This is a genomic window from Streptomyces sp. NPDC005808 (genome assembly GCF_042871385.1).
GTDB lineage: Bacteria > Actinomycetota > Actinomycetes > Streptomycetales > Streptomycetaceae > Streptomyces.
The window spans coordinates 348816-372740 of the sequence record NZ_JBIAIK010000001.1 but is presented as its reverse complement, the minus strand read 5'-3'; the positions used below and the strand labels follow the sequence as shown (position 1 = coordinate 372740).

General features: G+C 69.1%; 19 protein-coding genes. 12 read left to right on the top strand and 7 right to left on the bottom strand.

Annotated elements, in window-relative coordinates:
* The first annotated feature begins 107 nt into the window (after positions 1 to 107).
* The 3 genes from ACFYPC_RS01740 to ACFYPC_RS01730 are packed head-to-tail and all read left to right on the top strand — an operon-like array spanning position 108 to position 3428.
* The gene (locus tag ACFYPC_RS01740) at positions 108 to 578 is read left to right on the top strand and encodes a hypothetical protein (RefSeq protein WP_388669034.1); all 471 of its coding nucleotides are present in this window, start codon (positions 108 to 110) and stop codon (positions 576 to 578) included.
* A gap of 22 nt (positions 579 to 600) precedes the next feature.
* Complete coding sequence (locus ACFYPC_RS01735; RefSeq protein ID WP_388669031.1) at positions 601 to 1971, top strand: KGGVGR-motif variant AAA ATPase; 1371 nt, start codon at positions 601 to 603, stop codon at positions 1969 to 1971.
* Positions 1968 to 3428 (top strand): hypothetical protein, encoded by a 1461-nt coding sequence (locus ACFYPC_RS01730; protein WP_388669028.1) that lies wholly within the window; start codon positions 1968 to 1970, stop codon positions 3426 to 3428. Before ACFYPC_RS01735 ends, ACFYPC_RS01730 begins: the two co-directional genes overlap by 4 nt.
* 23 nt (positions 3429 to 3451) lie before the next feature.
* On the opposite strand, the gene pglW is transcribed toward ACFYPC_RS01730, so the two are convergent.
* Both pglW and ychF read right to left on the bottom strand, forming a co-directional pair.
* Positions 3452 to 7852, bottom strand: coding sequence for a BREX system serine/threonine kinase PglW (gene pglW, locus ACFYPC_RS01725; protein ID WP_388669025.1), 4401 nt, complete (start codon positions 7850 to 7852; stop codon positions 3452 to 3454).
* A gap of 541 nt (positions 7853 to 8393) precedes the next feature.
* Positions 8394 to 9482, bottom strand: coding sequence for a redox-regulated ATPase YchF (gene ychF / locus ACFYPC_RS01720; protein ID WP_388669022.1), 1089 nt, complete (start codon positions 9480 to 9482; stop codon positions 8394 to 8396).
* A gap of 174 nt (positions 9483 to 9656) precedes the next feature.
* Here ychF and ACFYPC_RS01715 point away from each other — a divergent pair, with 174 nt between their 5' ends.
* Positions 9657 to 10247, top strand: coding sequence for a DUF6542 domain-containing protein (locus tag ACFYPC_RS01715; protein ID WP_388669019.1), 591 nt, complete (start codon positions 9657 to 9659; stop codon positions 10245 to 10247).
* 112 nt (positions 10248 to 10359) lie between these two features.
* Here the strand turns inward: ACFYPC_RS01715 and ppgK are convergent, their stop codons facing one another.
* On the bottom strand, positions 10360 to 11106 hold the full coding sequence (ppgK, locus tag ACFYPC_RS01710) for a polyphosphate--glucose phosphotransferase (protein WP_388669016.1): 747 nt from the start codon (positions 11104 to 11106) through the stop codon (positions 10360 to 10362).
* A gap of 96 nt (positions 11107 to 11202) precedes the next feature.
* Positions 11203 to 12207 (bottom strand): 4-hydroxy-3-methylbut-2-enyl diphosphate reductase, encoded by a 1005-nt coding sequence (locus ACFYPC_RS01705; RefSeq protein ID WP_388669013.1) that lies wholly within the window; start codon positions 12205 to 12207, stop codon positions 11203 to 11205.
* A gap of 97 nt (positions 12208 to 12304) precedes the next feature.
* On the opposite strand from ACFYPC_RS01705, the gene ACFYPC_RS01700 reads away from it, so the two are divergent.
* The 4 genes from ACFYPC_RS01700 (at position 12305) to ACFYPC_RS01685 (ending at position 16206) form a co-directional block, all read left to right on the top strand.
* Positions 12305 to 13687, top strand: a complete 1383-nt coding sequence (locus ACFYPC_RS01700) for an APC family permease (RefSeq protein ID WP_388669010.1) — start codon at positions 12305 to 12307, stop codon at positions 13685 to 13687.
* A 231-nt stretch (positions 13688 to 13918) separates the two neighbouring features.
* Positions 13919 to 15127 carry an exodeoxyribonuclease VII large subunit gene (gene xseA / locus ACFYPC_RS01695; RefSeq protein ID WP_388669007.1) on the top strand — a complete coding sequence of 403 codons (1209 nt, stop codon included), beginning with the start codon at positions 13919 to 13921 and terminating at the stop codon, positions 15125 to 15127.
* 9 nt (positions 15128 to 15136) lie between these two features.
* Positions 15137 to 15403: an exodeoxyribonuclease VII small subunit gene (locus tag ACFYPC_RS01690; RefSeq protein ID WP_388669004.1), complete on the top strand. Its 267-nt coding sequence runs from the start codon at positions 15137 to 15139 to the stop codon at positions 15401 to 15403.
* A gap of 212 nt (positions 15404 to 15615) precedes the next feature.
* The gene (locus ACFYPC_RS01685; RefSeq protein WP_388669001.1) at positions 15616 to 16206 is read left to right on the top strand and encodes a malonic semialdehyde reductase; all 591 of its coding nucleotides are present in this window, start codon (positions 15616 to 15618) and stop codon (positions 16204 to 16206) included.
* 88 nt (positions 16207 to 16294) lie between these two features.
* Here the strand turns inward: ACFYPC_RS01685 and ACFYPC_RS01680 are convergent, their stop codons facing one another.
* Entirely contained in the window at positions 16295 to 16813 is a 519-nt protein-coding gene (locus ACFYPC_RS01680; protein WP_388668998.1) for a DUF4245 domain-containing protein, read from the bottom strand.
* Between the two features lie 125 nt (positions 16814 to 16938).
* Here ACFYPC_RS01680 and glpX point away from each other — a divergent pair, with 125 nt between their 5' ends.
* Positions 16939 to 17970 (top strand): class II fructose-bisphosphatase, encoded by a 1032-nt coding sequence (gene glpX, locus ACFYPC_RS01675; RefSeq protein ID WP_388668995.1) that lies wholly within the window; start codon positions 16939 to 16941, stop codon positions 17968 to 17970.
* A 123-nt stretch (positions 17971 to 18093) separates the two neighbouring features.
* Here the strand turns inward: glpX and ACFYPC_RS01670 are convergent, their stop codons facing one another.
* Both ACFYPC_RS01670 and ACFYPC_RS01665 read right to left on the bottom strand, forming a co-directional pair.
* On the bottom strand, positions 18094 to 18471 hold the full coding sequence (locus tag ACFYPC_RS01670) for a WhiB family transcriptional regulator (RefSeq protein WP_388668992.1): 378 nt from the start codon (positions 18469 to 18471) through the stop codon (positions 18094 to 18096).
* A 208-nt stretch (positions 18472 to 18679) separates the two neighbouring features.
* Complete coding sequence (locus ACFYPC_RS01665; protein ID WP_388668989.1) at positions 18680 to 19432, bottom strand: DUF1707 domain-containing protein; 753 nt, start codon at positions 19430 to 19432, stop codon at positions 18680 to 18682.
* 155 nt (positions 19433 to 19587) lie between these two features.
* On the opposite strand from ACFYPC_RS01665, the gene ACFYPC_RS01660 reads away from it, so the two are divergent.
* From ACFYPC_RS01660 to ACFYPC_RS01650, 3 genes are all read left to right on the top strand, one after another.
* Positions 19588 to 21255, top strand: coding sequence for a fumarate hydratase (locus ACFYPC_RS01660; protein ID WP_388668986.1), 1668 nt, complete (start codon positions 19588 to 19590; stop codon positions 21253 to 21255).
* A gap of 232 nt (positions 21256 to 21487) precedes the next feature.
* Positions 21488 to 22873 (top strand): class II fumarate hydratase, encoded by a 1386-nt coding sequence (locus ACFYPC_RS01655; RefSeq protein ID WP_388668984.1) that lies wholly within the window; start codon positions 21488 to 21490, stop codon positions 22871 to 22873.
* A 115-nt stretch (positions 22874 to 22988) separates the two neighbouring features.
* Positions 22989 to 23681: a DUF402 domain-containing protein gene (locus ACFYPC_RS01650; RefSeq protein ID WP_388668981.1), complete on the top strand. Its 693-nt coding sequence runs from the start codon at positions 22989 to 22991 to the stop codon at positions 23679 to 23681.
* Positions 23682 to 23925: the final 244 nt, after the last annotated feature.

Below are 23925 nucleotides of genomic sequence, written 5' to 3'. Positions count from 1 at the left end.
ATCCCACGGTCAGGCCCTGCCATCCTGCCAGCCTCACTGACGGGGCTGGGCTTCCCGCGTGCGAAAAGACCTCTCTCGCCCTCCTCCCCACTACTAAAGTGATCGCCGTGACGGCGCCGACCACCCCACCACCTCCCCCGCACACCTTTCTGAAGGCAGGACACGACCACTACAAGGCAGCGCTGCAGCTGTCTCAGGACGTCAAGCTCGCCGGTCCCGCCGACCACCTCGCCGGCCTGGCGGCGGAATGCGTGGTCAAGGCAATGCTGATGGACTTCTTCGGCGCGCAGCAGGACGTTCCCTACGGCAGGCCGTACACCCAGAAGACTCCGCAGGACAAGCGGACTTGGCACGAGCACATGCCCAAGGTGTTGGACCACCTCCAGCTCATAGCCTCGGGCCACCGGGGAAGTCTGATCCTTCAACAGATCCCGGCCCAGAACCCGTTCAGTACCCCGTCCGACGAATGGGACGTCTTCCACCGCTACCGTGACGGTGACGGCTTTCCCCCCAGCCGGCTCCCCCGCCACCTGGCGACCGTCCTCAGTCTGATCAATGCCTACGACTCGGCGAAGTGACCCAAGGAAGCGACTGGCCCCCATGACGGAATCAGCCCGATTCGACGACGCATGGCAGCAGGCGCGTGCGCTCGCCGGCACCGCTGCCGCGGGCGGTCACGACGTCGTACTCGTCCGGGATCTGTCCGGCCGCTCCACCCTGCTGATCGACGACCGGGACGACGAGCTCGCACCGGACTCCGACCACCTCACCCAGCTCCGCCGGACGTTCCGCGAGCGACTCGGCCCCTTCGCCGCGAACAATCCCGTACAGACGGCCGGCGCCATGTTCTCCGCGAGCGCGTTCTTCGACGCTCCGGAGCTGATCGTCCTCCAGGAGCGCGAGGAGAACGGGCACGGCCGCGTGGGCGTACTGGAACGCACTGTCGTCGGCGCCGACTGGTCCGCTCCCGGTATCGGTCAGGGAGCGGACTCGTCCCGGCCATGGCCCCGTATCGCCTTGTACGGGTTCAAGGGCGGTGTGGGCCGCTCCACCGCGACCGCCGTTCTGGCCCGGCACCTGGCCGACCTGGGCAAGTGTGTGCTCGTGGTCGACCTCGACCTCGAATCCCCGGGTGTGTCGAACCTGCTCGCGGATCCGGGAGCGGCCTCCCGGCACGGCATCGTGGACCATCTCGTCGAGTCGGCCGTCGGCCATGCGGACGGCCTGGACCTTCTCGCCAAGTCCTCCCTCAGTCCGAAGGACGGCAACGGAGAGATCTGGCTGGCCTCGGCCTCGGGTACCCCTCGGGGCGGGGAGCCGTACGACTACCTCGCCAAGCTCAACCGCATCTACAGCGATCTCCCTCCCGAACAGCCCGGGGACCTGCCCCGTCCGTTCGCGCAGCGGCTGGAGGACGCGATCGCCGCATGTGAGGAACAGACCGAGAAGAAGAACGGCCGCCGTCCCGACGTCGTACTCCTCGACAGCCGGGCGGGCATCCACGACATCGCGGCGGTGACGCTGACCCGGCTCAGTGACCACGCCCTGCTCTTCGCCGTCGACAACCCTTCCACCTGGGAGGGCTACCGCATGCTGTTCGAGCAGTGGAAGAAGCAGCCCGATCAGGCGCGTGTCATGCGGGACCGCCTGCACATCGTGGCGGCGATGTTCCACTCGGCCGGAGACATAAACCGTCTGAACACGCTGCGCCGGCACGCCTACGACGAGTTCATGGCCACCCTGTACGACCTGCCCGACGACGACACCCCCGAGCCGTACCTCCCTGCCGAGGGCGACGTCGACGACAAGCCGTACGCCCCCGTCCCCATCCTGTTCGGCAACGACCTGGTGGGGCTCGATCCGCAACGCAGCCCCAACTGGACGAAGCTCCCGTTCGTCCGTGCCGCCTATCGGGACTTCCTCAGTGCGGTGGAAGAACTGGTCCACGACCCGTACGAGGATCTCGCATGACGGACCCGAAGACCCTGGCCAACCGCAACCTCATCATCGAGGCACTCCGAGGCGCACCGGACGCCAACACCACCACGCCCGACCTCCGCACCATGTTCACGCCCTCGTCCCACCGGGAGGCGCTGGCCCCGGACGCCACCGTGGTACGCGGGGCACGCGGTACGGGCAAGACGTACTGGGCGAAGGCTCTGACCGACCCCGTTCTTCGCGAGGTGGCCGCCCGTTCCTACTTCATGCCCAGGCTCAGCCACACCGAGGTCATCACGGCCTGGGGCCTCGAAGGCGGCGACGAACCGGTCTTCCCCGGGAGACGCGCCATCGCCTCCCTCGTCCAGGACTTCGACAAGGAGGACAACCTCCAGCCGAAGGATCTGTGGTCCGCAGTCGTCCTCATGGCGTTGAAGGTGCCCCAGGTCATCGCGCTCGACAGTTGGATCGACCGCATCCGGTGGACCGCCCGGAACGGAGACGCGTACGAGACCGCGCTGCGCAAGGCGGACCGGGAGACCCGTGAGCAGGGCAAGACCCTGATCTTTCTCTTCGACGCCCTGGACCACCTCCATTCGGAACGCGCTCACATCGACCTGCTGCTGTCCGGGCTGTTCGAGGTCGCACTGGAACTCCGCCTCACCACCAGCACGCTGCGCGCCAAGATCTTCGTGCGGCCCGACATGTACGACAGCGCTCCCCGGACCTTCGCGGACGCTTCCAAACTGGACGCGAACGCCGCCGACCTCCACTGGAGCCGGGAGAACCTCTACGGGCTGTTCTTCCACCAACTCGGCAACCACTCCTCCGAGCAGGCGAAGGCGTTCAGGGACTCCACCGAAGGGCGCTGGCGCTTGGAGGAGGGCCGCTACATCGCCCCCGTCGAGGTGCTCGCCGATCAGAAGGCGCAGGAACGCCTCTTCGTCACGCTGGCCGGTCCCTTCATGGGAACGGACCGCCGCAAGGGACACGCCTACACCTGGATCCCGAACCACCTTCAGGACGGTCTGGGCCGGATCAGTCCACGCACGCTGCTGTCCACGCTACGGAAAGCGGCGCAGCTCACCGCGGACGCGGATGCCACCCACCCGCTGCCGCTGTACTACGAAGCCATCCGCGAGAGCCTCAGCCACGCGGCCGGCGTCCGGGTCCGGGAACTCGAGGACGACCTCGGCTGGGCAGCGCTGGCGGTCAGGCTCCTCGCCGGCAGCCAGGTGCCGATGGAACCATCCGCCGTTCACTACGCATGGAGTTCACGAGGCTTCCCGGCCGAACTCCGCAAGGTGCTGGAACGTAAGAACGCGGGGAGTGGGCCCCAGCACCCTGACAACCCTGTCGCGCTGCTCGCCGAACTCGAAAAACTCGGCGTGACCACCTACCGCACCAACGGCGCCGTCGACCTCCCCGACATCTACCGGCTCGCCTTCGACATCGGCCGCAAGGGCGGCGTCAAGCGCAGCAAGGCCTGAGAGCCGGCGAGGCGCCCGGGAGCTCATTCGCCCCCGAGGGACTCCACGAACCCCGCCTCCAGGTGCTCCTTCTCCCCGTCGCCCCCGATCACCTCGACCGTCCGTCCGTCGAGGCGCGGCTGCTGTGACCGTGTCTCGACCGGGCACAGCAGCCACAGACCGTACGGGACGGTCTCCGGTCTGCGGGCCGCGCCCTGGAGGCGGGTCAGGAAGCCGTGGCCGCCCTCGTCCCAGTAGCGGGCGACCAGCCCGGCGTCGTGGAGGAAGAGGACCGTGCGGGGCGGGGCCACCCGCTCAAGCAGGGCGTCCTCCATCCGCTGCCAGACGACGCGGGCGAAGGAGGCGAGGCCGGGCTTGATGCGGCCGGGGGCCGAATTGCTGTCGGCGCGCAGGAACTTCTGCCAGTCCTGGCCCTTCTCGTCCGCCAGTTCCCGCAGCGTCCGCAGGAACATCCCCGCGACGTCGACCGGGACGACACCTTCGGGCTCAAAGGCTGCCGCCACTCGCTCCGCCGTCCCCGCGAGCACGGTGCGCTTCACCGTGAGAGCGAGGAAACCACCGCGCGCGACCCTGTCGGTGAGCCGGGCACGCATCAGCCCGTGCGGGTCTTCCCGGTCCGCCCGTGAGACCGGACGAGGAGGAAGGTAGCTGGTCAGGGCGCCGGTCGAGGTGCGGGCAGCGGACGGCGCGGCCCTGCGCGGGAAGAACGTCAGGGAATCATGGTCGAACCGCAGGTCGAAACGGGCTCCTTCGAGAGCGTCCTCGAGCTCGACATGGGTCGGCTCGCTGCCGCCCGCCAGAAGGTCGAGGTCGGGGAACCGCGCCCGCAGCCGCGCCACCAGGCCGGGGACCGTGATGCCCCGGTCGTGACGGACTCCTGCCCCCGCCTGGGAGATGCGCAGCGCCCTCTCCAGGCTCAGATCCTGCGGATACAGCTCCAGACGCGGGGTGACCGCGGTTCGGGCGGCGGCGGTGGCGGCCAGTGCCACCAGGCGGTTGTCCGCGAGCGGGGCGAAACCGTCGGGGGCCGGTACGGCTCGCAGTTCACGGAGGACCTCGGCACGGCCTGGCAACGGGTCCCGCCGGGCCAGCTGGTGGGCCGATGCCCCCAACAACCCCGCGTAATCGGCCAGTTCACCCGGACTGGGGTCCTCCGTACCGGGCAGCGACTCGGCAGCGATGAGGATCGCCTCGCCGCGCCGGTGCACCGCGAGCCGGGGTTCGTGCTGCTGCGTGCCCTCGCTTCCGGAACCGTCACCCGCTCCCGCCGTGTCCGCTGTCTCGGCCTCGACGGCGGCCCTGACCACCGCGAGCGACCTGGCCAGGATCCGTTCGCTGGTGTCGCTGCCCGCTCCGTGGCGGGCACGCAGTTCGGCGGCGGCCTCCGAGGCGGTGATGACCCTCCCGGCGGCGGTGACGATGTCGACCAGTTCGGTCCGTACCGGTACGAGCCAGGCCGCCTCGGCCCACTGCTTGATCTCGATGCGGTGATGACGGGAGACCGGCGGCTGCTTGATGCCCAGGTGATCGGCGATGCGCGCCTGGACCGGCCAGGCCCCCAGCGGGGACAGGCCGCCTTCTTCGGGCGGAAGCCCCAGCGTGAGCCGGACGACGCCCGCGCGGTGAGAACCCTTGCGCCCCGACGCGGGGGTGAGCAGGGCAGCCATCTCGTCTATCGACAGGATCCGCTCCGGAGCCGCACCGTCCGCCGTGGCGAACTCCTGGACCGCGGGAGCGGCGGGTGCGGTCTGGGAGGGCTTCCCGTCGGAGGCTGGCAGCAGTGCTGCTGCCCATTGTTTGCGACGCCGGTTCAGTTCCTTGCGGACCAGCGCACCTGCGCCGCGCGCCCGGGAGATGACGTACGGCTGGAGGTTCAGCAGATCGCCGACCCGGTAGGCGTGCAGGTCGTTGGCGACGGACACCGCCCGGGGGGACAGACCTGCCGCCTCCAGGAGTGTCGTGGTGTCGGCCGCCGCAGCCGCCCTGTCCCGGTCCTTGTCCGGGTCGTTGGAGGCGGTGCCGACCGCGGACGGGGTGGTGGGACCGGTCGAGTCCGCTGCGCGGAACACCTGCCGCCACTCGTCCCGCATCTGCGTCAGGGTGTCGAAGCGGTGTTCCGTGTCGCGGTGCAGTGCCCGGTGGAAGAAGCGTGCGAGACCCTCGCTCAAGGCCGGTTCGAACAGTTGGGCCGCGATATGGAGGGGCGCCGATTCATTGGTGAGCGGGTCGTTCTGCCCGTCACCCCACACCGGGCGCTCACCGCTGGCCATCTCGTGGAGGGTGACGGCCGCCGCGTACCGCTCGGCGTGATCGTCGTAGTGCGCGCGGCGCATCGACCCGAGGAACGGGTCGAGATAGTTGCGGGTGCCGGCCTTGACGTCCCGGTCGGAGGCGTCGGTCAGCGAGAAGTCGAACAGCTTCAGCTGCCAGGTACGGTCCTTGCGCCGCTGGATGCCGAAGTTGTCCGGCTTGATGTCACGGTGCCGCACCCCGTGTCCGGCGAGCTGGTCAAGGGCGTGGAACAGGTCGTCCGAGAAGCGTTCCAGCTCGTGGAAGGTGAGCCGGCCCTGGCCCCTCAGCCGCTCACCGAGAGACTGCTCGCCGGCGTACTCCAGCTCCAGGACCGTGCGGCCGCCGATCTCCCGCAGCCCTTCCCCGCGCAACTGGACGACCGCTCCGCCGCCGACCGTACCGAGCACCCGCTCCTCGGCCCGTAGCCTGCCCGCCCGCTCCTCGTCGAGCGCCACCTTGAAGACGTGCTCGTCGATCTGGATGTGCCCGTCCTCGTCCTCGGTCGCGCGCTCCACGAGCAGCGCACGGGCCGTGGCTCCGGTGCCGAGGACCCGCCGGACCGACCACTCGGCGTCGAGCGACTGACCGGGCAGTGCCTCCAGCGGGTCGACACCGGTCGAGGCCGGGGAGTCGGGCAGCACGCTGGCGCGCTCGGCCTCGTCGAGGAGGTCGAGGAACTCCTCCACCGAGCCGATGCGATCGTTGACATCGGTCCGGGTCGCCTGGAAGACGAGGTCGTCCAGGGCGTCGGGCAGCCCGTCCGCCACCGCGAAGAGGCGCAGACCCGAGTCTGTGCGCAGGCGATCGCTCAGCGCGCTGCGCTGGGTGGCCGGCGGCAGACCGGTCAGGATCAGATGGGCCACCGCTCCGAGCCCGAAGACGTCCAGATCACCGGGGTCGGCGTACGGCTGATCCGTCTCCGGAGCGAGGTAGACGCGCGCCGCGTCCTCGATGAGGGCCGCGTCGAGGGCGGAGCCGCCGATGGAGCGGAAGAAGGTGGCGTTGGAATCGAAGTCCCGGGCCGCGGTCTGCCAGTCAGTGATCCGCAGTTCGGGATGGGCCCCGCCCTCCTTGAAGGAGACGTACACCGACCGCGCCGCGAGTGCCCGGTGGTACAGCGAACGGTTGTGTGCGTAGCGGACGGCCTCAGCGAGCTGCCGGACCAGATCGAGACGTGTCTCGGGGGTCAGCTTCCCGCCGTAGATGTCCAGATACTGGTCGAGTCGCAGATCTGTGTGGCGGTGGCGGAAAAGGATCGCCGGCCCGCCCTGGTGCTCACGAAATTCGACGGCGTCGACGATGCCGCGGTGGTTGATGCCCTGGAGCACCTGGTACTCACGGCGCGCGGCACGCTCGGTGGCCTTCCGGGCGGCCTCGGTCGCCATCTGGCTGACCAGGTAGATCCGGACCCGGCCCTCCTCCTGGACCATCCCGTCGTCACGGGACGCGAGGCGGTCCTCCCAGGACGGGCCGGCGTCCAGCGGATGGGGCTCCATCTTCCAGGCTTCGCCGAACCGCAGATGAGTAGCGGACTGGCGGATACCGATGGCTTTCAGGAGCTGCGGGAGGGTGTGCCGGGAGAACTCCGGGGTGATGCGGCGCTCTGGACGGTCCGGCGGCAGTCCCAGGAAGTCCTGCCAGATCCGCTTCAGACCGCTCGCACCGTCGTCACGACCGAAGACCTTGATCTGCTGGACCTCGTCCAGGCGGCTTTCCAGATCCGGCGCGGAAAGGAACACGGCAGGCTCGATGCGCGGCACGACGCGATCACTGATGCCCAACTTGCGTGCTGCCCACTGGAGCTGACTCTTCAGCTCCTTGGACTTCATGTCGTTGAAGTGCAAGGGGTTGGTGATGGTTCGCGTACGGTCCTGGCCACGGAAGCTCCATGTGGAACCGGTGTTGTGGAGCTGACCTGGGTGGCTCTTGATCTCGACGAGGAAGAGCCCCGCCGGAACGGCGATCAGTAGATCGCATTCGTTGACGCGCCCGGACTGCGCGGTGAAAGAGAAGGCGGCCCAAGCCCGGTAGGGCTCGGCGTGCGGCATGAGCTGCCGTACGTGATCCAGGGCGTCCTGCTCCCAGGGGTACGGGGAGATCCGCTCCTGCGACCACTGCCGGGGCGGCCTCACCGGGCCAGGCTTCGGCACCCCGGACACCGGGGCCCCTCCCACTGCGGTCACTGTCCCGTCCTCCCGCGTCTCCCTCGCCGGCAGGGCCCGCATCCTGCCTGGTCGAGCCTACCGTGCCCGTTACAGGAGGGGAGTGACGTTCTCTGTCCCGAAACGAGAACGGCCTTGACTAAACGCCTCTAACCGAAGGGGCCGCAGAACAGGAGAACCGCAACCCAGAGCAGCTCGCGCCAGCCGCCCGGCAGGCACCGTGAGTCGTACGAGTGGGCCACAGACATCAGCAGCCGTGGACGCCAACCTCGTGGCTTGTGCCAGAACGACACAGAGAAGGCCGGTGAAGCGCCGACAGCCGATGTGAACCCGTACGCGCAGTCGGTCCGCGCCACGAATAACCGCGTCTGAAGCAGCTCGACCACGAGGTGACAATACGTCAGATTTCCCAGCACCATCCCAGCACGGGAAAGAGCGAGGGGCCCGACTGTGAAGAGCCGAACCCCTTCTGAACTGCACACTTACCAGAGACGACGTGGTGGAATTGCGCCTAAACGTTGAACCGGAACTCCACCACGTCGCCGTCCTGCATGACGTAGTCCTTGCCCTCCATGCGGGCCTTGCCCTTGGCGCGGGCCTCGGCGACCGAGCCGGTCTCCACGAGGTCGGCGAAGGAGATGACCTCGGCCTTGATGAAGCCCTTCTGGAAGTCGGTGTGGATGACACCGGCGGCCTCGGGGGCCGTGGCGCCCTTCTTGATGGTCCAGGCGCGGGATTCCTTCGGGCCGGCCGTCAGATAGGTCTGGAGGCCGAGGGTGTCGAAGCCGACGCGGGCCAGGGTCGCCATGCCGGGCTCCTCGACGCCGACCGACTCCAGGAGCTCCTTGGCGTCCTCCTCGTCGAGCTCGGCGAGGTCCGCCTCCAGCTTGGCGTTGAGGAAGATCGCCTCGGCGGGCGCCACCAGGGCGCTCTGCTCCGCCTTGAAGGCGTCGTCGACCAGCTCGTCCTCGTCGACGTTGAAGACGTAGAGGAACGGCTTGGTGGTGAGCAGGTGCAGGTCGTGCAGCAGCTCCTCTTTGCCGGAGCCCTGGACGATGCCCGCGGAGAAGAGGGTCTCGCCCCGCTCCAGGATCGCCTGGGCGGCCTCGACCGCGGCGACCTTCGGGCCGACGTCCTTCTTGATGCGCGACTCCCGCTGGAGACGCGGCAGGACCTTCTCGATCGTCTGGAGGTCCGCGAGGATCAGCTCGGTGTTGATCGTCTCGATGTCGTCCTTGGGCGAGACCTTGCCGTCGACGTGTACGACGTTCTCGTCCTGGAAGGCGCGGATGACCTGGCAGATCGCGTCGGACTCGCGGATGTTCGCGAGGAACTTGTTGCCCAGGCCCTCACCCTCGGAGGCGCCCTTCACGATGCCGGCGATGTCGACGAAGTCGACCGTGGCGGGCAGGATCTTCTGCGAACCGAAGATCTCGGCCAGCGTCGCCAGCCGCGCGTCGGGGACACCGACCACGCCGACGTTCGGCTCGATGGTGGCGAACGGGTAGTTGGCCGCGAGCACGTCGTTCTTGGTCAGGGCGTTGAACATGGTCGACTTGCCGACATTGGGCAGACCGACGATTCCGATCGTGAGCGACACGTTGCGACTTCCCGTACGTGAGGATGGGCGAGGGCCCCAGGAGAGCGCGGGCCGATCCACCAGTCTACGGCGTGCGGGATCCCGCACCGGCGACGTATCGAACGCTTGGCCAAGGTCGGCTCTCCGGCGTGTCCGAAGGCCTATTCCACACATAAACCGACCTAAGTTGGTCCAGTGGAGCAACACAGGACGCGTACCTCTCAGGCCGGACCGCAGTACAGACCGCGACGCGGCACGCCCTTCCCCTCGCAGGCCGGTCGGAGTGCGGCGGGCGCGGTCCGGCGTGGTTCGGCGGTTGCCCGGCGGCCCGCTCCGCCCGTCGTCCAGGCCGTACGGCGGATGCCGAACCCCCGGCTCACCGGGCTGGGCAGCGGGCTGTTCTGCGGTGCGCTGATGTTCGCGCTCGGCTGCCTCGACCAACTGCTGTTCGGGGCGTCGCCGCTGGTGTACGGGGTGCTGTTCCTGCCGGTCTGCGCGCTGACCGCGGTGTGGGTGCGGCGCGGTGACCTCGTCACCGCGCCGGTCGTCGTACCGATCGCCTTCGCCTTCGGGCTGCTGCCCATCGCCGACGACAGCGGGGGCGGGGTCGGGGGGCGGCTGATGGGGCTGATCACCGCGCTCGCCGTACAGGCGGGGTGGCTGTACGGCGGGACACTGGTCGCGGGGCTCATCGTGACCGTACGGAAGGTGCGGCTCATGAGCCAACGGGCCACCCAGCGCAGGGCTGCGACCGCCCAGGCGCCGGTTCGCCGTCGCCCGACCTGAGATCCGTCATGGTTTTCGCCGCTTCGCGGCGCCTTCCCCACCCCAGCCATCCGACTCGCCCCGCCACAGAGTCCGGCTCTGCTCTGAAAAGCCCCCCGACTGCTTACGACACCTACGACGCCTTCGCCGCCCGCATCGCCGCCCCCACGATGCCCGCGTTGTTCTGCAGCTGCGCCGGGACGATCTCGGCCTTGATGCCCTCGATCAGGGGGAGGAACCTGTCGGCCTTGCGGCTGACGCCTCCGCCGATGATGAAGAGCTCGGGCGAGAAGAGCATCTCCAGGTGGGCCAGGTACTTCGTGACCCGGCGCGCCCAGTGCTCCCAGGTGAGCTCGTTGTCGTCCTTGGCCTTGGTGGAGGCGCGCTTCTCCGCGTCGTGGCCGCCCAGCTCCAGATGGCCCAGCTCCGTGTTCGGCACGAGGACGCCGTCGATGAAGAGCGCGCTGCCGATGCCCGTGCCGAAGGTGAGCAGGATGACCGTGCCCTGACGGTCGCTGCCTGCACCGAACTGCATCTCGGCGACGCCCGCCGCGTCCGCGTCGTTCAACACCGTCACCGGAAGGCCGCCGAGCCGCTCGCTGAGCAGGGCGCGCGCGTCGGTGTCGATCCAGTTCTTGTCGACATTGGCGGCCGTACGGATCATGGCCTCGCCGGTGACCACGCCGGGGAACGTGATGCCGACCGGACCCGTCCAGCCGAAGTGACCGACGACCTCTTTCACGCCGTCGGCCACCGCGTCGGGCGTCGCGGGATGCGGGGTGAGCACCTTGAGGCGCTCTTCCGTCAACTCGCCGCGATCCAAGTCCACAGGAGCGCCCTTGATCCCGGAACCACCGATGTCCACACCAAAGATCTGCATGATCCCCAATTTACGTCCTGCGGCTGACAGTCAATTCCCTGACGGAGCACGGCCCCGGAACCTTCACGTCCGGAGGCTGTGCGACCGCTCACTCCGTCACTTCTCGGCGGTGCGCTCCGCCACCAGTGCCGCTGCCTCCGCGCGCAGATCGCGGCGGAGTTCCTTCGGCAGCGAGAAGGTGATGGACTCGTCGGCCGTCTTCACCGTCTCGACGTCGCCGTAGCCACGAGCGGCCAGCCACTCCAGCACCTCGTCCACCAGCACGTCCGGCACCGAGGCGCCGGAGGTCAGGCCGACCGTGCTGACGCCGTCCAGCCAGGTCTCGTCGATCTCGGAGGCGAAGTCCACCAGGTGCGCGGCGGGAGCACCCGCGTCCAGGGCGACCTCGACCATCCGGATCGAGTTCGAGGAGTTCTTGGAACCCACCACGATCACCAGTTGAGCGTCCTCTGCGAGCTTCTTCACCGCGATCTGACGGTTCTGCGTGGCGTAGCAGATGTCGTCGCTGGGCGGGGAGATGAGCTGCGGAAACTTCTCCTTGAGCGCGTCGACCGTCTCCATAGTCTCGTCGACGGACAGCGTGGTCTGGGAGAGCCAGACGACCTTGGACGGGTCGCGGACCTCGACCTTGGCGACGTCCGCGGGGCCGTCGACGAGCGTGATGTGCTCGGGCGCCTCACCGGACGTGCCGATGACCTCCTCGTGGCCCTCGTGCCCGATCAGGAGGATGTCGAAGTCGTCCTTCGCGAAGCGGACGGCTTCCTTGTGGACCTTGGTGACCAGCGGGCAGGTCGCGTCGATGGTCGCGAGCTTCCCGGCCGCGGCCTCTTCGTGGACGACCGGGGCGACGCCGTGCGCCGAGAACATGACGATGGCCCCCTCGGGGACCTCCGCCGTCCGCTCGACGAAAATCGCACCCTTCTTCTCCAGGGTCCGGACGACGTACTTGTTGTGAACGATCTCGTGGCGGACATAGATGGGGGCCCCGTACTGCTCGAGGGCTTTCTCGACGGCGATCACGGCGCGGTCCACACCCGCGCAGTAGCCCCGGGGGGCGGCAAGCAGGACACGGCGGCCAGGCGAAGCAGTCATGCACCCCATCGTAAGGCCGCGCTCGGCAGGTCAAAGATCGCCTCCGTGGGGAGACTGGTCGGGAGCTGGGAGGGGTGGGACCAGTCGCGACTCTCGGGAGGCACGGATGTCCGGCACACAGACCTCGACAGAAGCGGCCGGTGGTGCGGGTGAGGAGGACGGGCTGCGGCGCAGTCTCGGCTTCCGGGACCTGGTCGTCTACGGGCTGCTGTTCATCGCCCCCATGGCGCCCGTCGGCATCTTCGGCACCCTCGACGCCAAGTCGCACGGCGCGGTGGCCCTGGTCTACGTCGTCGCGACCGTCGCGATGGCGTTCACCGCCTTCAGCTACGCGCAGATGGTCCGCGTGGTCCCCCAGGCGGGTTCGGTGTTCGCCTACGCGCGCGTGGGGCTCGGAAAGGAGGCCGGGTTCGTCGCCGGCTGGATGGCGATGCTCGACTATCTGCTCATCCCGGCCGTGGCGTACCTCTTCTCCGGGATCGCGATGAACGCGCTGGTCCCGGAGGTGTCGCGGTGGGTGTGGACCGCGCTCGCCGTGGTCGTCACGACGCTGCTCAACCTGTGGGGCGTACGGGCCGCGGCCCGGGTCGGTTTCCTGGTCCTGGCGATGGAGATCGTGGTTCTGCTTGTCTTCGTCGTGTCGGCGATCGTCATGCTCGCGCGCGACGGTGCCCACCGGGGCTGGCTGTCGCCGCTGTCCGGTGACGGCACCCAGGGGGCGTTCGCGCTGTCGGCGGTCATCGGCGCGGTGTCGATCGCCGTCCTGTCGTATCTGGGCTTCGACGCGATCGCCTCCTTCGCGGAGGAGGTCACCGGAGGTTCGGAGAAGGTGGCCAGGGCGGTGCTGTTCTGCCTGGCGCTCGCGGGTGTGCTGTTCGTGGCGCAGACCTACCTGGTGGCGCTCCTTGAGCCCACGACGTCCGCGCAGCTCGCCGCCGACCCCGGGAAGCAGGGATCGGCCTTCTACGACGCCGTGGATGCCTCCGTGGGGACCTGGCTGCACGACCTGGTGGCCGTGAGCAAGGCGATCGGAGCGGCGTTCGCGGCGCTCGCCGGGCAGGCCGCGGCGGGCCGTCTCGTGTTCGCGATGGCCCGCGGCCGACGGCTGCCGCGGGTCCTGTCGATGACCGACTCGGGCGTGCCGAGGCCGGCGCTGCTGTGTGCGGCCGTCATCACGCTGGTCGCCGCCGTGTGGGCGGCGCGACGCGACGACGGACTCGACCAACTGGTGTCGGTGGTCAACGTCGGTGCACTGACCGCCTTCACGCTGCTGCACGCGAGCGTGGTGGGCTGGTTCGCCGTACGCCGTCGGGGTGGGCCCGTGGTGTGGTGGCGGCACATCCTCGTTCCCGTCGTCGGCGCCGCGATCACCATCGCGGTGATCGTCGAGGCCTCGGTGACGGCCCAGGTGGTGGGCGCGATCTGGCTGGCGGTGGGGCTGGCGGTGTTGGTGGGACAGAGAGGCCGGGGCGCCGAGGGGGCTGGTTAGTCAGCCGGCGTCGGGGCCCGCGGTATGGGTTTTCGCCCCCTCCGCCCCTACCCGTCCCTTGTTCCTGGGGGCTGCCGCCCCCAGACCCCCGCTGTCGGCCTGAACGGCCTCGTCCTCAAACGCCGGACGGGCTGAAAACGCCGCCCCCGCGGGCGAGTGGGAGATGGGGATGGCGCCGGACCGGCTGGATCGTGCAGCCGTGTTGTCCGAGCCTGCGGCTACTCTCGCGGCATGGCTCTCAACACGTCCGCAGAGGCTCCGCTGCCCGTCGGCGAGGTGTCGCGGCTCATCGGGGGATGGATCGACCGGCTCGGCGCAGTGTGGGTCGAGGGTCAGATCACCCAGTTGTCGCGGCGCCCGGGCGCGGGCGTCGTCTTCCTGACGCTGCGTGACCCGTCGTACGACATCTCCGTGAGCGTGACCTGCTATCGGCAGGTGTTCGACTCGGTAGCCGACGTGGTGACCGAGGGCGCCCGTGTCGTCGTACTCGCGAAGCCCGAGTGGTATGCGCCGCGGGGACAGTTGTCGCTGCGGGCCACGGAGATGAAGCCGGTGGGGGTGGGGGAACTGCTCGCGCGTCTGGAGCAGTTGAAGAAGGCGCTTGCCGCCGAGGGGCTGTTCGCGCCGGAGCGCAAGAAGGCGCTGCCCTTCCTGCCGCAGCTCATCGGGCTGGTCTGCGGGCGGGCGTCCGCGGCCGAGCGGGACGTGCTGGAGAACGCGCGGCACCGCTGGCCGGCCGTCCGCTTCGAGGTCCGCAACGTCGCCGTGCAGGGCGTGCACGCCGTGCCGCAGGTCGTGCAGGCCGTGAAGGACCTGGACGAACTCGACGGCGTCGACGTGATCGTCGTGGCGCGCGGCGGCGGCAGCGTGGAGGACCTGCTGCCGTTCTCGGACGAGCAGTTGGTACGGGCGGTCGCGGCCTGTCGTACGCCCGTCGTGTCGGCCATCGGGCACGAACCCGATACCCCGCTCCTGGACTACGTGGCCGACCTGCGCGCGTCCACGCCGACCGACGCCGCGAAGAAGGTCGTGCCGGACGTCGGTGAGGAGTACGAGCGGGTGCGGCTTCTGCGGGACAGGGCGCGGCGCAGCGTGCATTCCTTCATCGACCGCGAGGAGCGGGGCCTCGCACACGCGCTGGCCCGGCCCTCGATAGAGGATCCGCACCGGATGATCGACGAGCGGGCGGATCACGTCGCCTCGCTCCTGGACCGCGGCCGGCGCACCCTGGGCCACCTCCTGGACCGCGCCGACTCCGAGTTGACGCACACCCGCGCGCGCGTGGTGGCCCTCTCCCCGGCCGCGACGCTCCAGCGGGGTTACGCGGTGCTGCAGAAGGCCGACGGCCATGTGGTCCGGGACCCCGCCGAGGTGACGGCGGACGAGCCGCTGCGGGCGCGGGTCGCCGAGGGTGAGTTCTCCGTCCGAGTCGATGCTTAGGGTGGGCGCATGACCAGCAAGGTGGACGAGACGCTCGGGTACGAGCAGGCGCGGGACGAGCTGATCGAGGTCGTACGCCGGCTGGAGGCCGGCGGTACGACCTTGGAGGAGTCCCTCGCGCTCTGGGAGCGCGGCGAGGAGCTGGCGAAGGTGTGCCGCCGCTGGCTGGAGGGCGCGCGGGCGCGACTGGACGCGGCGCTGGCCGGAGAAGACGGAGCCGAGGACGGCGACAGGGAAGGCGACGGGGAAGGCGCGGACGAGACCCGGTCCGAGTAGTCCGGCCCCGGGCGGACGACACCCGGTTCGAGTAGCCCGGCCCCGGGCGGACGACACCCGGTCCGAGTAGTCCGGCCCCAGGCGAACGACATGGCGCCTGTGAAGCGGATCACTCGATCCCGCTTTTAATTGAACTTTAAAATTGATGGCGTACTCTCGACGTTGCCAGCTGATCCCTCCGGATCCGTCGCACGTACCGAGAAGGTTCAACCATGTCTCTCGTCCTTGACCCCACCGCACAGGACCTGCTGTTCCGCGAGGCCCGCACCGCGAACACCTTCACCGACGAGCCGGTGACCGATGAGCAGGTGCAGGCGATCTACGACCTGGTCAAGTACGGGCCGACCTCCATGAACCAGTCGCCGCTGCGGATCACCCTGGTCCGCTCCGCCGAAGCCCGTGAGCGCCTCGTCGCACTCATGGCCGAGGGCAACCGGCCGAAGACGGCCGGGGCCCCGCTGGTCGCGATCCTCTCCGCCGACAACGAGTTCCACGAGGAGCTGCCGAAGCTCTTCCCGCACTTCCCCGGCGCCAAGGACGTCTTCGGCGGCTCACGCGAGGCCCGCGAGCGGTCTGCCGCCCTGAACGCCTCCCTCCAGGCCGCGTACTTCATCATCGGCGTCCGCGCCGCCGGTCTGGCCGCCGGCCCGATGAGCGGCTTCGACGCCGCCGGCGTCCAGAAGGAGTTCCTTGACGACGACCACACTCCGCTGATGGTCGTCAACATCGGCCGGGCGGGCGAGGACGCCTGGTTCCCGCGTTCCCCGCGACTGGAGAGCGAGCAGGTCATCCACACCGTGTGATGCGTGTGTGGATGTGGGGAGGGGCCCGGCGATATCACCGGGCCCCTCACATCCGCACACTCGGCGGCTACGTCCCCACACGGGACGGTCACGTCGTCTTCAGGGCCTGCGCCATCTTCGTCAGCTGTCCGAAGGACGCCGTGCCGGTCACCACGGTCGTGGCGTCCTCGCCCTTGAGCACCAGGGCGTCGTACGTGGCGCCCTCGTACCGCTGCCACGTCTGGTCGCCTATGCGCTGGGTGGCCTGCGTCTCCTCGGCACCCTGGCTTGCCGTGGCGATGAACGCGGCGGCCTTCTCGGTGGACTGCTCGACCGCCACGTACTGGCCCTCGGGGTCGTGGAAGCCCAGGTGCCAGGCGTCGAACTCCGAGCCGTCGTAGCGCACCGACGTCGCCTTCCACGCCGTGGGCAGCCCTTCGGGCGCCGCCACGGGATAGGCCGCCGCGCGGCGCGCCGTGAGCAGCTCGACGCGGTAGTCGACGCGCTTGAGCTCGGGTTCGGAGTCGTCGTGCGGGATGAAGACGTAGATGACGCCCGCCACGAGCCCGACGAGGGCCAGGGAAAGAATCATGTCCCGGACCGACTGCTTGCCTTTCATACCTGCCACGTCTCTATCGTCGCAGGTGCCCTGGCCTGCTCATCCGTGGGGTCCCCTGCTCATTTTGTCAGCCTAACGATAGAGTCGGGGCACACCCTCATCCGGCCGTCGTCGTATCAGAAAGGTGCGTCTCGATGACCGAGCATCATCTGCCGTCCGAACTCGAGGTCCCCTCAGAGGCCCCCGACCGAAACCTCGCCCTGGAACTGGTCAGGGTCACCGAAGCAGCCGCCATGGCCGCGGGCCGCTGGGTCGGCCGCGGCGACAAGATCGGCGCCGACGGCGCCGCCGTGCGGGCCATGCGCACCCTCGTCTCCACCGTCTCGATGAACGGCGTCGTCGTCATCGGTGAGGGTGAGAAGGACGAGGCCCCGATGCTCTTCAACGGGGAGCACGTCGGTGACGGGACCGGCGCCGAGGTCGACATCGCCGTCGACCCGATCGACGGAACCACACTCACCGCCAAGGGCATGACGAACGCGATCGCCGTGCTCGCCGCCGCCGACCGCGGCACCATGTTCGACCCGTCCGCGGTCTTCTACATGGACAAGCTGGTCACCGGCCCCGAGGCCGCCGACTTCGTCGACATCAACGCGCCCGTGTCGGTGAACATCCGCCGGGTCGCCAAGGCCAAGAAGTCCTCCCCCGAGGACGTCACCGTCTGCATCCTCGACCGGCCCCGCCACGACGGGATCATCAAGGAGATCCGCGAGACCGGCGCCCGGATCAAGCTGATCACCGACGGCGATGTCGCCGGCTCGATCCTGGCCCTTCGCGAGGGCACCGGCATCGACCTGCTCCTCGGCATCGGCGGTACGCCCGAGGGCATCATCTCGGCCTGCGCCGTGAAGTGCCTGGGCGGCACCATCCAGGGCAAGTTGTGGCCCAAGGACGACGAGGAGAAGCGGCGCGCGCTGGACGCGGGCCACGACCTCGAACGCGTCCTGTACACGGCCGACCTGGTCTCCGGCGAGAACGTCTTCTTCGTCGCCACCGGCATCACGGACGGCGAACTGCTGCGGGGGGTCCGGTATCGCGCCGAGACCGCGACGACCGAGTCGATCGTCATGCGGTCGAAGTCCGGGACCGTCCGGCAGATCACCTCGGAGCACCGGCTGAGCAAGCTGCGGGCGTACAGCGCGATCGACTTCGACCGGGCGAAGTAGCCACGCCGGCTCCACGGAAACCGTTTCCACGAAAAGTCGTTTCCACAGAAACCAGTTCCACGAAAAAGGGGCGCCCCTTGTGCGGAGGGGCGCCCCTTTCCCGTGTTTCCCGTGTGCTCCGGTCTAGCCGGCCGCGGCTATCGTCCCCGTCGGGCGGGCGGCCTTCTTCAGTTCGAGGTCGCGGCGGCGGCGACGGGCGAGGACCACGCGGCGCTCGGCGGCGGTGAGGCCGCCCCACACGCCGTACGGCTCGGGTTGCAGGAGCGCGTGTTCCCGGCACTCGACCATTACCGGACAGCGGGCGCAGACGCGCTTCGCCGCCTCCTCACGGGAGAGGCGGGCCGCGGTGGGCTCCTTGGAGGGCGCGAAGAACAGGCCTGCCTCGTCCCGTCGGCACACGGCCTCCGTGTGCCACGGGGCTTCCTGATCCCTGTCCCGCACTGGCGCCCGCTGGGCCTGAACGGCGGCTACCTGCAGGGACTGATGCGGCGGTTGCAGCACGGTCTACTCCTGACGACGGCTTCGCGAGCGTGCCGGGCGCCGCGGGAGTCCACAGCGCCCTCCAGGGGACGATGCAGCAAGGCCTACCCGCTGTGCGCGCGCCTATGCACTGGGTCCCGAAGCCCGGGATTTCCGCACGGCGGCCGCGTGAGTGCCGAACCGACGCGGCTGGACCAATCCGCCCCCGGCCCCGACGAATTCACAGGCGTCAACGGTCCAGGTGCTTGCGCAAACTCTTGTCCAGCCGGTCCGACACCCGGCCCGCCACACGGTCGAGGATGTCCGCGATCAGCTTGCCCCGCTTGGGCTTCGCCTCGACGTTTCCCAGTACGGCGAGACCGTCCACGTAGATCACGGGCGCGTCGGGATCGCCCGAATCCAGCGTGTCCACCTCGAAGTTGCCCAGGACGCCGGCGCCGCTGCCCCGCAGCGACACGTTCTCCGGGACGCGGATCTCCACGTTGCCGAAGACCGAGATGGCCTTGATCACGACCTGTTGGTACTCGAAGATCGCCTCGGTGAGGTCTATCTCGACGCTGCCGAACACCGCGTACGCGTGGATACGGCGGCCCGCTCGCCAGCGGCCCTTGCGGACGGCGGCGCTGAACACCGCCACCACATTGTCGTCGGGCTCCAGCGGGATCGCGCCCACGGTGGGGCGGTTGGGAGCGATCGTGTACGCGGGCGTCGCGCGAGGGGCGTGGGCGGCGGGCAGGTCCCGGACGAACTGGTCCAGCTCACCCACCGTCTTGGTGGCCAGCACCCCTTCCACCCGCTCGGAGTGCTCCTCCGGAGTGAGGCGCCCTTCGGCGAGGGCATCGCGCAGGATGTCCGCGATCCGGTCGCGGTCGGCGTCCGAGGCGCGGAGCTCGGCCGGCTTCGCCACCGCCGGAGCAGGCGTCGGAGCAGACGCCGGAGCGGACGTGGTGACAGTCGGGTCAGGGCGCTTCTGAAGGTCCACGACATCAGCGTACCCAAACGCGATAGATCGCGACTAGGGGGTGTGGACGACGAACTGAGCCTTACCTCACAAGCTCGGTGTCCGAATCGGGTTCTACGCTGGTGGACGCTGCCAATGGAGGCATGCCGCCGTCCGCCAAGTGAGGAATGGGCTAGATGCCTGAGTTCGCGTACACCGATCTGCTCCCCCAGGGAGAGGACACCACTCCGTACCGGTTGGTGACCTCCGAGGGTGTCTCCACCTTCGAGGCCGACGGGCGGACGTTCCTCAAGGTCGAGCCGGAGGCACTGCGGCAGCTCGCCGCGGAGGCCATCCACGACATCCAGCACTATCTGCGGCCCGCCCACCTCGCGCAGCTGCGGCGGATCATCGACGACCCGGAGGCGTCGGGCAACGACAAGTTCGTCGCGCTCGACCTCCTGAAGAACGCGAACATCGCGGCCGCGGGCGTCCTCCCCATGTGCCAGGACACCGGCACGGCGATCGTCATGGGCAAGCGCGGGCAGAACGTCCTCACCCAGGGCTCCGACGAGGCGGCCCTCTCGCGCGGCATCTACGACGCCTACCTGAACCTGAACCTGCGCTACTCGCAGATGGCTCCGCTCACCATGTGGGAGGAGAAGAACACGGGCTCGAACCTCCCCGCGCAGATCGAGCTGTACGCGACGGACGGCGGCGCGTACAAGTTCCTGTTCATGGCCAAGGGCGGCGGTTCGGCCAACAAGTCGTTCCTCTACCAGGAGACGAAGGCCGTGCTGAACGAGGCCTCCATGATGAAGTTCCTGGAGGAGAAGATCCGTTCGCTGGGGACCGCCGCGTGCCCGCCGTACCACCTGGCGATCGTGGTCGGCGGTACGAGCGCCGAGTACGCCCTGAAAACCGCGAAATACGCGTCCGCGCACTACCTGGACGAGATCCCGGCCGAGGGTTCCGAGCTCGGGCACGGCTTCCGGGACAAGGATCTCGAGCAGAAGGTCTTCGAGCTGACCCAGCGGATCGGGATCGGGGCGCAGTTCGGGGGCAAGTACTTCTGCCACGACGTGCGGGTGGTGCGGCTTCCGCGGCATGGCGCGTCCTGCCCGGTCGCCATCGCGGTGTCCTGCTCGGCCGACCGGCAGGCGCTCGCGAAGATCACCGCCGAGGGTGTCTTCCTGGAGCAGCTGGAGACCGACCCGGCGCGCTTCCTTCCGGAGACGACGGACGAGCACCTGGAGTCGGACGGCGATGTCGTCCGCATCGACCTCAACCAGCCCATGGACGACATCCTCGCCGAGCTGACGAAGTACCCGGTGAAGACCAGGCTCGCGCTCTCCGGCCCGCTTGTCGTGGCGCGCGACATCGCGCACGCCAAGATCAAGGAGCGGCTCGACGCGGGTGAGGAGATGCCGCAGTACCTGAAGGACCACCCGGTGTACTACGCCGGGCCGGCGAAGACTCCCGAGGGGTACGCGTCCGGTTCCTTCGGGCCGACCACCGCCGGGCGCATGGACTCCTACGTCGAGCAGTTCCAGGCGGCGGGCGGCTCCAAGGTGATGCTGGCGAAGGGGAACCGGTCGGCGCAGGTCACCAACGCGTGCGGTGCGCACGGGGGCTTCTATCTCGGGTCGATCGGTGGGCCCGCGGCGCGGCTTGCCCAGGACTGCATCAAGAAGGTCGAGGTCGTCGAGTACGAGGAACTCGGCATGGAGGCCGTCTGGAAGATCGAGGTCGAGGACTTCCCGGCGTTCGTGGTAGTCGACGACAAGGGCAACGACTTCTTCCAGGACCCGGCGCCTGCGCCTACGTTCACCTCTATTCCGGTGCGGGGGCCTGGGTTGGCATAGTTTTTTCGCCCCCTCCGCCCCTTCCCATCCCGTTTCTGGGGGCTGCCGCCCCCAGGCCCCCGCATCGCGCTGAACGCGCTCGTCCTCAAACGCCGGACGGGCTGGAGACAGCCCCTCCGGCGTTTGAGGAGCGGGGTCTGGGGCGGAGCCCCAGGAACAAGGGACAGGAAGGGGCGGAGGGGGCGAGAAACCCCCAGGGAACACCACCGACCGCGAACACGCTTACCCCTGTATGACCGACTACCGCATCGAGCACGACTCCATGGGCGAAGTCCATGTCCCCGCCGACGCCAAGTGGCGCGCCCAGACGCAACGGGCCGTGGAGAACTTCCCGATCTCCGGCCGGCATCTGGAACGCGCCCACATCGAGGCCCTTGCCCGGATCAAGGCGGCGGCGGCGAAGGTGAACGGCGAGCTGGGCGTGGTGGGCAAGGACGTCGCGGAGGCGATCCGGGAGGCCGCGGCAGAGGTCGCCGAGGGGCGATGGGACGCGGAGTTCCCGGTGGACGTGTTCCAGACCGGGTCGGGGACCTCGTCCAACATGAACGCCAACGAGGTCATCGCCACGCTCGCGACCGAGCGGCTCGGCAGGGACGTACACCCCAATGATCACGTCAACGCGTCCCAGTCGTCGAACGACGTCTTCCCGTCCTCCATCCACATCGCGGCCACCGCCGCCGTGACCCGGGACCTCATCCCGGCCCTCGACCACCTCGCCGCCTCGCTCACGCGCAAGTCCGAGGAGTTCGCCGACGTCGTGAAGTCGGGGCGTACGCACCTGATGGACGCCACGCCGGTGACGCTGGGGCAGGAGTTCGGCGGGTATGCGGCCCAGGTGCGGTACGGGGTCGAGAGGCTCAACGCCTCGCTGCCGCGGCTGGCCGAACTGCCGCTGGGCGGGACGGCCGTGGGGACCGGGATCAACACGCCGCCCGGGTTCTCCGCCGCTGTCATCGCGGAGGTGGCCCGGGACACCGGGCTGCCGCTGACCGAGGCGCGCGACCACTTCGAGGCGCAGGGCGCGCGCGACGGGATCGTGGAGACCAGCGGGCAGCTCAGGACGATCGCGGTCGGGCTGACGAAGATCGCGAACGACCTGCGGTGGATGGCTTCCGGGCCGCGTACGGGACTCGCCGAGATCAGTCTGCCGGACCTGCAGCCGGGCTCCTCGATCATGCCGGGCAAGGTGAATCCCGTCATTCCCGAGGCGGTGCTGATGGTCGCCGCGCAGGTCATCGGCAATGACGCGACCGTCGCCACCGCCGGAGCGGCCGGGAACTTCGAGCTCAACGTCATGCTGCCGGTCATCGGCAAGAACGTGCTGGAGTCGATCCGGCTGCTGGCGAACGTCTCGCGGCTGCTCGCCGACCGGACCGTCGACGGGATCGTCGCGCACCGCGAACGGGCCCGGGAGTACGCCGAGTCGTCACCGTCGGTCGTGACGCCGCTGAACAAGTACATCGGGTACGAGGAGGCCGCCAAGGTCGCCAAGAAGGCGCTGGCGGAGCGGAAGACGATCCGCGAGGTCGTTCTGGAGTCGGGGTATGTGGAGCGGGGCGATCTGACGGCCGAGCAGTTGGACGAGGCCTTGGATGTCCTGCGGATGACGCATCCGTAACGGACTCCCCCCTCCGAAAAACACCTGATGACACCTCCGTAACGTCCTGCGGCCGGTGGCGAGAACCATGTCGCACTCCACAGCGTCGTATGCCCCGGGCACCTAATATCTGCTCATGACAGACGGTGGAGCGATGAGAGAAGTGGAAGCGGGAGGCTCGACGGCGCGCTGGGCCCCCGGGAGTCAGATCCTGTGGCGGTACCGGGAGAACGCCGGCGCGCGCTTCCACATCTGCCGCCCCGTGACCGTCGTACAGGACGACGCCGAACTTCTCGCGGTATGGATGGCGCCCGGCACCGAGTGTGTGCGGCCGGTGCTGGCCGACGGCACGCCCGTGCACGGGGAACCGCTCGAGTCCCGCTACACGAAGCCGCGTACCGTGCGCCTGGACCGCTGGTTCGGCACCGGGGTGCTCAAGCTGGCGCGGCCCGGCGAGCCCTGGTCGGTGTGGCTGTTCTGGGAGCCGGGATGGCGTTTCAAGAACTGGTACGTGAACCTCGAGGCGCCGCTGGCCCGTTGGGAGGGCGGCGTCGACTCGGAGGACCACTTCCTGGACATCGCCGTACATCCGGACGGGAATTGGCGCTGGCTGGACGAGGACGAGTTCGCGCAGGCCCAGCGGGCCGGTCTGATGGACGCCCAACTGGCCGGAAAGGTGAGGGAAGCGGGGTGGGCCGCGGTGGAGGTGATCCGCTCCTGGGGCGCGCCGTTCCGTGACGGCTGGCAGCACTGGCGGCCCGATCCGGCATGGCCGGTTCCCGCCCTGCCCGATGACTGGGACCGTACGCCCGCGCATGTGTCCTCATGAGACCCTTGATGCGCCCCCGTGGTACAACCGTAGGATCGTCTTCCGCAAGGGCGCACGGCAGGAACAACTCCCGCAGTATGGGGCGGGCTTGACCATACGTCACCGAGGGGCGGCAGGACGTGAGCGAGGGGTACGAGGGCCACGGCCGTACGGCGGTCGGGCGGTCGCACCGACCGGCCCGGGCCGCGAGGGCGTCCGGCGGAGCCGCAACCGCGCTCCGGCCGGTAACGGACCGACCCGGTCC